Source organism: Marinilabilia sp. (assembly GCF_016278715.1).
In the GTDB taxonomy this organism is placed as follows: domain Bacteria; phylum Bacteroidota; class Bacteroidia; order Bacteroidales; family Marinilabiliaceae; genus Marinilabilia.
Genome location: NZ_JADQBH010000022.1, coordinates 1 through 8,733, shown reverse-complemented (window position 1 = coordinate 8,733; position 8,733 = coordinate 1). Strand labels below are relative to the sequence as shown.

The following is an 8,733-nucleotide window of genomic DNA, read 5'->3' as shown; positions in this document are numbered from 1 at the left end:
GCCACGCAGTGCCATTGATTCAGGACTGGTTGATATCGTTGCTCCTCCGGAAAAATTGTCTTCCGAACTAATTAATTTCCTTAAACATATACCTGTAATTAAATCGAATCTTAATGTTGAAGTAAAAGATAAAAGCGCTTTTGATAAAATCATCATTTTACTGCGAACACATACAGGAAATGATTTTTCTCTCTACAAAAAGAATACGATCTATCGCCGCGTTGAAAGAAGAATGGGCATTCATAAAATTGAAGGAATTTTTTCTTACGTTCATTATTTACAGGAAAACCCCGAGGAGGTACATATCCTGTTCAAAGAGTTAATGATTGGCGTTACAAATTTCTTTAGGGATGCTCCGGTTTGGGAAAAATTAAAAGAAAAAGAAATCCCGGCCCTGATTGAAAATATGAAACCCAACACGCAATTGAGGGCCTGGATACCAGGTTGCTCTACAGGCGAGGAAGCCTATTCATTTGCCATTTTGTTTAAGGAGGTACTGGAAAAAATTCAACCCAAATCAAGAATCTCTTTACAGATATTTGCTTCCGATATCGATAACGATGCTATTGATATTGCACGAAAGGGAATTTTCCCCGACAATATTGCTTCAGATGTATCGCCCAATAGACTGAACCGATACTTTGTCAAAACGGAGGACGGGTACCGTATCAGTACCGAGATAAGGGAAATGATTGTGTTCGCTCAACATAACCTTATTATGCATCCGCCATTTACCAAAATCAATTTTATTTCGTGCCGGAACCTGTTAATCTATCTGGCGCCCGAATTGCAGAAAAAATTGCTGGGTTTGTTTTACTACAGCCTTACCCAGGAAGGTTTACTGGTGCTTGGAACTTCCGAAACACTTGGTGCACAAAGCTATCTTTTTTCTCCGGTTGAGGGCAGCCTTAAAATTTTCAAACGCTCAGAAACCAGCCACAATCCGCTTTTATTGGATTTTCCATCTTCTTTTACCCGTCCCAAATTGGGAAACATTGAAACCACTGAACCCGAAAAACCGATTATGAACATTCAAACACTTGCCGACCAACTACTGCTGAGTCATTTTTCCCCCGCCGGCGTGTTGGTAAACGAAAATGGCGATATTTTATACATCAGCGGACGAACCGGGAAATACCTGGAGCCCGCTGTTGGCAAAGCAAACCTGAATATTTTTGCCATGTTACGACCGGGTTTCCAGAATGACTTTGCCACCGGTTTTCGAAAAGCCAATTTGAATAAAGAGCCAGTGGTATTGCACCATGTTAAAATTGGCACAAACGGAAGTTCAATAACTTTAAATGTAACTATCCAGTATATTCATAAGCCGGAACCGCTATACGGCAAGCTGATGATTATCTTCACGGAAGTTCCGGAACCTCCTGAAAAATCCAAACCACCAAGAAAAAAGGGAAAAGAAACAGAAGCTTCAGTAAGGGAAACCAAATTGGAGGAAGAGTTGAAGCACACGCGTGAGGAAATGCAAAATATAACCGAAGAGATGCAGACCTCGCAGGAGGAGCTTAAATCGACCAACGAAGAACTGCAATCGGCCAACGAAGAACTGCAATCGACCAATGAAGAACTCATGACCTCCAAAGAAGAGATGCAAAGCCTGAATGAGGAACTTCAGACGGTAAATGCCGAATTAATGGCCAAGGTGGAAGATTATTCGCGGATAAACAACGATATGAAAAACCTGCTGAACAGTACCGATATTGCCACTTTATTCCTCGACAAGGAGTTGAATATTCGTCGGTACACCAATCAGGCAACAAAAATATTTAAACTCATCAAAAGCGACGTCGGAAGGCCATTTACCGACCAGGTGTCACAACTTATTTACCCCAACCTGCCGGAAGATGCACTGGAGGTTCTAAAAACACTCATTTTTATTGAAAAGCAGATTCCAACTAAAGACGGAAGGTGGTTTTCCATTCGTATTATGCCCTACCGAACTTTCGACGACCGGATTGACGGACTGGTGATTACGTTCATCGATATTTCGGAAATGAAGCTTGCGGAAGAAAAATTCCTGAAAATGAACCAGGAAAACCGTCTTTTAATAGACTCTTCGTCTAAGGTAATCCTGAAAATATCAGCCGACTGGAAAGTTGTGGAATTTAATTCAGCAGCTGAAACTTTTTTCGGTAAAAAACGTGAAAATGTTACAGAGCATAATTTTATGGAATTATTCATACCTGAGGCTTTTAGAAAAAAGATGGAACAAAAAATGGTCAATCTTTTGAAAAAACAAGGTAATAACGATATTAAAATGAAGGTAATTGCAGCCGAAGAAAAAGAAATAAACACCACATGGTCTGTCAATGTTCTTTTTAATCGCCTTGAATTATCTTCAGCAATTATCACCATCACAAAGAAATAAACAAGTTATGACAAACGAAGAAATAGATTTTACCAATGCCAAAATGCTTCGCCAAAAAGCAGAAAAACACCTGATTGATAAGCCAAAAACTGAATACGCCTTGTCGATGGAAGCCGATGCAAATAAGCTCCTGCACGAGTTACAGGTACACCAGATTGAGTTGGAGATGCAGAATGAAGAGTTGCAACAGGCTTACGAAACCGCAGAAGAAGCCTTAAAAAAATACACCATGTTGTATGATTTATCGCCCATGGGATATTTTTCTCTAACTCCTGAAGGGGCCATTTCCGACTTGAACTTCACTGGGGCCGACATGCTGGGAGAACGACGATTCAGCCTGATTAACAGCAATTTTAAACTTTTTATCTCGGACGATTCAAAGCCGGTGTTTAATAATTTCTTTACAAAAGTATATACCAGCAATGCGAAAGAATCGTGCGAGGTTCTGCTTGGCTATAACAATAAGACTCTTTGCCGGGTATATATGGAAGGTGTGGTTACAGAGGATGAACAACAATGCCTTTTATCAGTGGTAGATATTTCGAAGTTCTCAGGTGTGTAACAATGATATTTGGGGTTGCTATCATATTTACCAATTCCTCCATCTCTGGTTCATTTAATACAGATTCATTCGCTTTTCTAATTAGTGTATCCCGAACTTCCAAAATTGAATCAACTGGATTCTGAGCCGAAACAGCACCTGAAACAACAAGAAATAGAACGCTTAATTCAACTTTAAGAATAAATAAAGTCATGTTTTAAGTTTTAATAGTTCGTTAAAAAAAGTCTAAACGCAAAGACGCAATGGCGCAAAGTTTTTATTATCAGAGAGTTGTGATAATTATTGCGCATTGTGCAAATTACTCACTAACAGGCATTTAAAAAAGTTTAACGGAGTAATCAAGTTTTAACGGAGTTCTCTAATTCAATGGATCGTTAGATTTTTAGATGCAAGATGTAAGATACTTCGTACAATCTTAATATACTGGATTTTAACAAACGCTTTAGAGTACAAACAACTGGTTTGCAGAGCATTGCAAAAATTTGACGGAGTATTACTAATACCTTAACATATCGCATTAATTTGTAGGTTGCGGAGTAATTGTTGTTATAATTCGGGCTGAAAGTCCGGCTTAATTTTGCCCAACGTAACACGTTGGGGCTTTGGCAAGATATTTTTATCGCCCTGTAAGGGCAGTTAATTGGATTGTTAAGTTGGGCTTTCAGTCCGCTTGTGAAATATTTCCAATATATCTGAGGTTGCTGCCCTGTGATATATTAAATCATTGGTGTCCGGTTAAAAAAAATGAGATTGCTTCACTTCGTTCGCAATAACGGGACTTTGCAGGATCTTGAGGGTTGGAGGGGTTGATTTTCTGCCAGGTATAAAATGCATCTGAATCATAATTTATGCTTTGCGATCTTTCAAATTTTAGCCAAGAGCAACATCTAATAACATCATGGTAGCAAATCCTAACATTGCACCTATCGTAGAAAAATCTGTTTCATGTCCAGTTTGAGATTCCGGTATCAGTTCTTCAACAACAACAAAAATCATTGCTCCGGCTGCAAAAGAAAGTGCATAAGGCAACAGAGGTTCAATCGAAAGCACAAGATATGCACCAATCACCCCGGCAATAGGTTCAACGATTCCGGATAATTGCCCATAATTAAATGCACGTAATCTTGATAAACCCTCTCTTCGCAAAGGTATTGAAACTGCCGCTCCTTCCGGGAAATTTTGCAATCCAATTCCAACTGCCAAAGCAATGGCTCCTGAAAGCATTCCAATATCCGGGTTATTGGCTAAAGCTCCAAATGCAACACCAACAGCTAATCCTTCTGGAATATTGTGAAGTGTAATGGCAAGAATTAAAAGAATACTTCTTTGCCATGAGGTCTTAATACCTTCAGCCTTATCAATCGATAGACCCAAATGCAAGTGGGGTAAAATTTTATCAATAATTAATAGAAATGCACCTCCTGATAAGAATCCAACTAATGCAGGCAACCATGCTATATTTCCATCAGCTTCAGCCATTTCAATTGCAGGTTTTAACAAAGACCAGAAACTGGCTGCAATCATAACACCGGCTGCAAACCCAAGCATTGAATTAAGAACTCTCTTGTTAATTGATTTGAAAAAGAAAACCATTGATGCACCGGCTGCTGTAACAAACCAGGTGAAAAGGGTAGCCACTAATGCTAATAAAACCGGATTATAATTTAATAATTCCTGCATAGTTTTTCTCTTATTTTGTTTTAAAAACCTATCACCAATTGTTCCGGAATTCCAAAAGCAGCCATCCCAACTGCCAACCAGGTATTTCGATAGTGGTTTTTCGTAACAAGTTTAAGCTTCTTCTCAATTAACTTCAGAATACTGGTTTGAGTCTTTTTTATTTGTTTTCTCAATTCTTTTTCTGATTCCGAAACTGAGTTTATTTGGTCAATTCCATTATTGATAGATTTTACAATTTCTTCAGGAAGTTCCTTTTTCCTCAATTCCATTAAAAGATTGTCGAATTGAGATAAAGAACCAATTAACCTTTTATCTTGCTCAATTTCGGGTCTTTTATTAAGTTCTTTTATTTCCATCTGCCAATTCCATCTGCCAATTTTTTATTAAGCACAAAGTTAACCAATATACGGCTGGCCTTGACATTTAAACCCGCTAAGATTTTTTCTGCCCAAACAACCGGGAGAAGCCAAAACAAGTTGTTGAATTAAATGTGAGGCCCCAGGTGATGTTTTGAAGCTTTGTTATGTTACCGTTTTTTTCATAACCATAAATATTTGTCCGTTATCATGTTTCTTTCTGGTAGCCAATTTAACCCTGTCGTCAGTGCATTTCCATCCATCACCTCATCTGCGATCATTCCCAAATACTAAAAAGAGACATTCAAAAAAAATATCCATCGTTGCTGCTCAAAATAAATCCCGGAGTCGTCAGTTCAAATAAAATTTGAAGATTCCCCATTTTCTCCATATCAAAATTAATAATTCTTTTTGGGGTTTTCCCTTTTTCGAAAAAATGAGTCTCATCTTGCGGGTCAAAAAAATTATTCCTTATCTTTATATCACTAGAACCATTGGATGTTTAATACGATTTCAGATTTGGTAAAATAAATAACCTTAGGCATTATGGCCGTGGTTATTCCCCCTTATCTAGCCGGCATATTCATATCGGAGCTTTTCTTATAATTTTGTTTTTAATGCTGCTGAGCGTTTTTCCGGCAGCATTAAAATAAACCAATTAATTTATCAGGCATTAGTAAATTCCATGTTTTTACTGAGAGACAAAAATACCTTATGTGCTCTTTTGCTGTTTTATTGCTAATCCTCAAATTTAAAGCATCATGAGTAACGAAAATAGATCCATTCACAATTTCGACATCAATCTCATCTGTGAATATTTTTCTTATATTGAACGCCAGGGACCCGGGAGTCCGGAAGTCACCCTCAAGGCCCTTAATTTTATTGACAACCTGACCGATGAATCTCAAATCGCCGACCTGGGCTGTGGCACCGGAGGACAAACGATGATACTGGCTCAAAATGCACCTGGACAAGTCACCGGACTGGATCTTTGTCCCGATTTTATTGATTTGTTTAATAATAATGCATGGGAACTGGGCCTTCAGAACAGGGTAAAAGGAATCATCGGTTCCATGGACAATCTTCCGTTTCAGAAAGGAGCATTAGACCTCATCTGGTCCGAAGGGGCAATCTACAACATTGGTTATGAAAGAGGCCTGAAAGAGTGGAACACTTGTCTGAAAAGAGGAGGATTTGTCGCAGTTACCGAAGCTTCATGGTTTACTCCGGAGCGGCCAGCCGAAATAGAATCTTTCTGGCTGGATGCATACCCTGAGATTGATACCATTCCCGCCAAAGTTTTGCAAATGCAAATGGCGGGCTATATTCCGGTAGCATCGTTTATTCTGCCTGAAAATTGTTGGATAGAAAATTTCTATGCTCCCCAGGTGGCTGCAGAGAAAATCTTTCTGGAAAAACATGCCGGCAACAAAATGGCGGAAGAATTCATTGCCAATCAACAACACGAAAGGGAACTCTACGACCAGTTTAAAGAGTTCTATGGCTATGTTTTCTATATCGGCAAAAAGATCTGAAGCCGGAAAAACAGTTTAGGTGAAAAGGACCCAAGCAGCTAGAACTGAGATTTTCTTGTCGGAGATGAGTGAAAAAAAACCCTCGTTCGGAAAGAAGGGGTGGTATAAGTATTTCAGTAACAGGAAAACCCCACTACTGACTACTGACTACTCGAAAAAACTACTAACTACTGACTGAATTACTTTTTTCTTAACCTCGTGTGTCTTATTTTTGCAAGGCATTAAAGATATTTAACAAAATGACAGGAACACTGGTTAATGTAGCCACCATAATTGCCGGAAGTCTGCTGGGCATCCTGTTCAAGCAACGTCTTCCCCGCCGGGTTGTAGCAGTGGTATTTCACGGCATCGGACTGTTTACAATGGCATTGGGCGTTTCCATGTTTTTGGAAAGCCACTGGATTATTGTGGTGGTACTGTCTTTGTTATTTGGAGGCATCACCGGAGGTGCTTTGCGCCTGGAAGAGGGCATTGAAGGCCTTTCAGAGAAAATCAAACAACGATTCCGTTTCAAAGACGAACGGTTTACGGAAGGTCTGATTACCTCCTTTCTGCTGTTTTGCATGGGTTCGCTGACCCTTCTGGGTGCCATTGACGAAGGCGTAGGACGTGGTCCAGAACTTCTGATTACCAAATCGGTGCTTGACGGGTTTTCCTCCATGGCCCTGGCGGCTGCAATGGGAATCGGGGTATTGTTTTCGGTAGTTCCACTTCTTATTTATCAGGGAGGTATTACCCTGCTGTCCATGTGGCTGGGTGATTTCTTTGCCCAATCGGTGGTGAACGAACTCACAGCCACCGGTGGAGTATTGCTCATCGGACTGGGAATTAACATTTTGAATCTGGGAAAACTGAAAGTCACCGACCTGCTTCCATCATTGTTGTTTGTTGTGCTTTTTGCCTGGATGCAGTACCGGGAAATTTTTCCCTTCACCTTATTTTAAACTGAAAAACCTTGAAAAATTCATATCCACCGCATCTTGAAGAACTTTTTTTACAATGGGCCGGCGAGGAAACCGAGAGTTTCACCCCTCTCCCTCCTTCCGGGTCGGACCGTCGTTATTTTCGTATTTCCGGGGCTACCAAAAGTTCTATCGGGACCATCAATCATGATAAAAAAGAAAACCGGGCCTTTATAGAATTCAGCCGTCATTTCAAAGCATTAAACCTTCCGGTTCCGGAGATATTCAGTGTGAACGATACCTCTGACATTTATCTTCAGGAAGATTTTGGCAATACAACCCTCTACGACTGGTTGTCAACCTCCAGGAGCGAAAAAGAAATTCCTGGCACAATTGTCGATTTCTACAAACAATCTATTGAATACCTCATCCGTTTTCAGGTGGATGGCGCCAAAGAGCTCGACTTCTCCTTGTGCTATCCCCGCCATAGTTTCGACAAGCAATCGATGCTGTGGGACTTGCACTACTTTAAATACTACTTTCTGAAATTGGCCGGGATACCCTTCGATGAGCAACTCCTGGAAGACGATTTCAACACCTTTGCAGATTACTTGCAACAGGCCGACAGTGACTATTTTATGTATCGCGACTTCCAATCGCGCAACATCATGGTTAATGACAACGGCCCGGGGTTTATTGATTATCAGGGAGGACGCAAAGGACCATTGCAATACGATCTTGCATCGTTGCTTTATGATGCAAAAGCCGATTTACCCAATGAGCTGCGACAGGATCTGCTCGACTTTTACATCTCTACTCTCAGGAAGAGCATTAAAGTGGATGAAACCGGGTTCAAAAACTTTTTCCAGGGATTTGTACTCATCCGCATCATGCAGGCCATGGGAGCTTATGGATTCAGAGGTTTCTACGAAAAAAAAGAACATTTTCTCAAAAGCATCCCTTATGCAATCGACAATCTGAAATTCATTCTTTCCAATCTGACTATTCCGGTTGAACTGCCAGCATTGAAAGAAGCACTTTGGCAGGTAACCCGCTCCGAAAAATTGCAACTGCTGAGTGAAACACCAAAGCTCACAATCAGCATTACCAGTTTTTCCTATCGCCGGGGAACTCCTGTGGATGATTCGGGGCACGGAGGTGGTTTTGTTTTCGACTGCCGGTGTATTCATAATCCCGGCCGCTATGAAGAATACAAAAACAAAACGGGCCTTAGTCCCGAAGTAATTGCCTTTTTCGAAAAAGAAGATGAAATGGACCAATACCTTAAAAGCGTTTACACTCTTGCCGAACA

General features: G+C 40.3%; 7 protein-coding genes. 5 read left to right on the top strand and 2 right to left on the bottom strand.

Annotated elements, in window-relative coordinates:
- Both QZZ43_RS01385 and QZZ43_RS01380 read left to right on the top strand, forming a co-directional pair.
- Positions 1 to 2,386 (top strand): CheR family methyltransferase (locus tag QZZ43_RS01385; protein ID WP_291855380.1); only part of this gene is annotated, 2,386 nt, incomplete at its 5' end.
- A gap of 7 nt (positions 2,387 to 2,393) precedes the next feature.
- The gene (locus tag QZZ43_RS01380; protein WP_291855378.1) at positions 2,394 to 2,948 is read left to right on the top strand and encodes a hypothetical protein; all 555 of its coding nucleotides are present in this window, start codon (positions 2,394 to 2,396) and stop codon (positions 2,946 to 2,948) included.
- Between the two features lie 870 nt (positions 2,949 to 3,818).
- On the opposite strand, the gene QZZ43_RS01375 is transcribed toward QZZ43_RS01380, so the two are convergent.
- Positions 3,819 to 4,628: a ZIP family metal transporter gene (locus QZZ43_RS01375; RefSeq protein ID WP_291855375.1), complete on the bottom strand. Its 810-nt coding sequence runs from the start codon at positions 4,626 to 4,628 to the stop codon at positions 3,819 to 3,821.
- A 20-nt stretch (positions 4,629 to 4,648) separates the two neighbouring features.
- Entirely contained in the window at positions 4,649 to 4,984 is a 336-nt protein-coding gene (locus QZZ43_RS01370; protein WP_291855373.1) for a hypothetical protein, read from the bottom strand.
- A gap of 761 nt (positions 4,985 to 5,745) precedes the next feature.
- Here QZZ43_RS01370 and QZZ43_RS01365 point away from each other — a divergent pair.
- The 3 genes from QZZ43_RS01365 to QZZ43_RS01355 all read left to right on the top strand — a co-directional run.
- Entirely contained in the window at positions 5,746 to 6,519 is a 774-nt protein-coding gene (locus tag QZZ43_RS01365; RefSeq protein ID WP_291855371.1) for a class I SAM-dependent methyltransferase, read from the top strand.
- Between the two features lie 239 nt (positions 6,520 to 6,758).
- Positions 6,759 to 7,463 (top strand): DUF554 domain-containing protein, encoded by a 705-nt coding sequence (locus QZZ43_RS01360; RefSeq protein ID WP_291855369.1) that lies wholly within the window; start codon positions 6,759 to 6,761, stop codon positions 7,461 to 7,463.
- An 11-nt stretch (positions 7,464 to 7,474) separates the two neighbouring features.
- A partial coding sequence (locus tag QZZ43_RS01355; protein ID WP_291855366.1) for a phosphotransferase occupies positions 7,475 to 8,733 on the top strand: 1,259 nt, incomplete at its 3' end.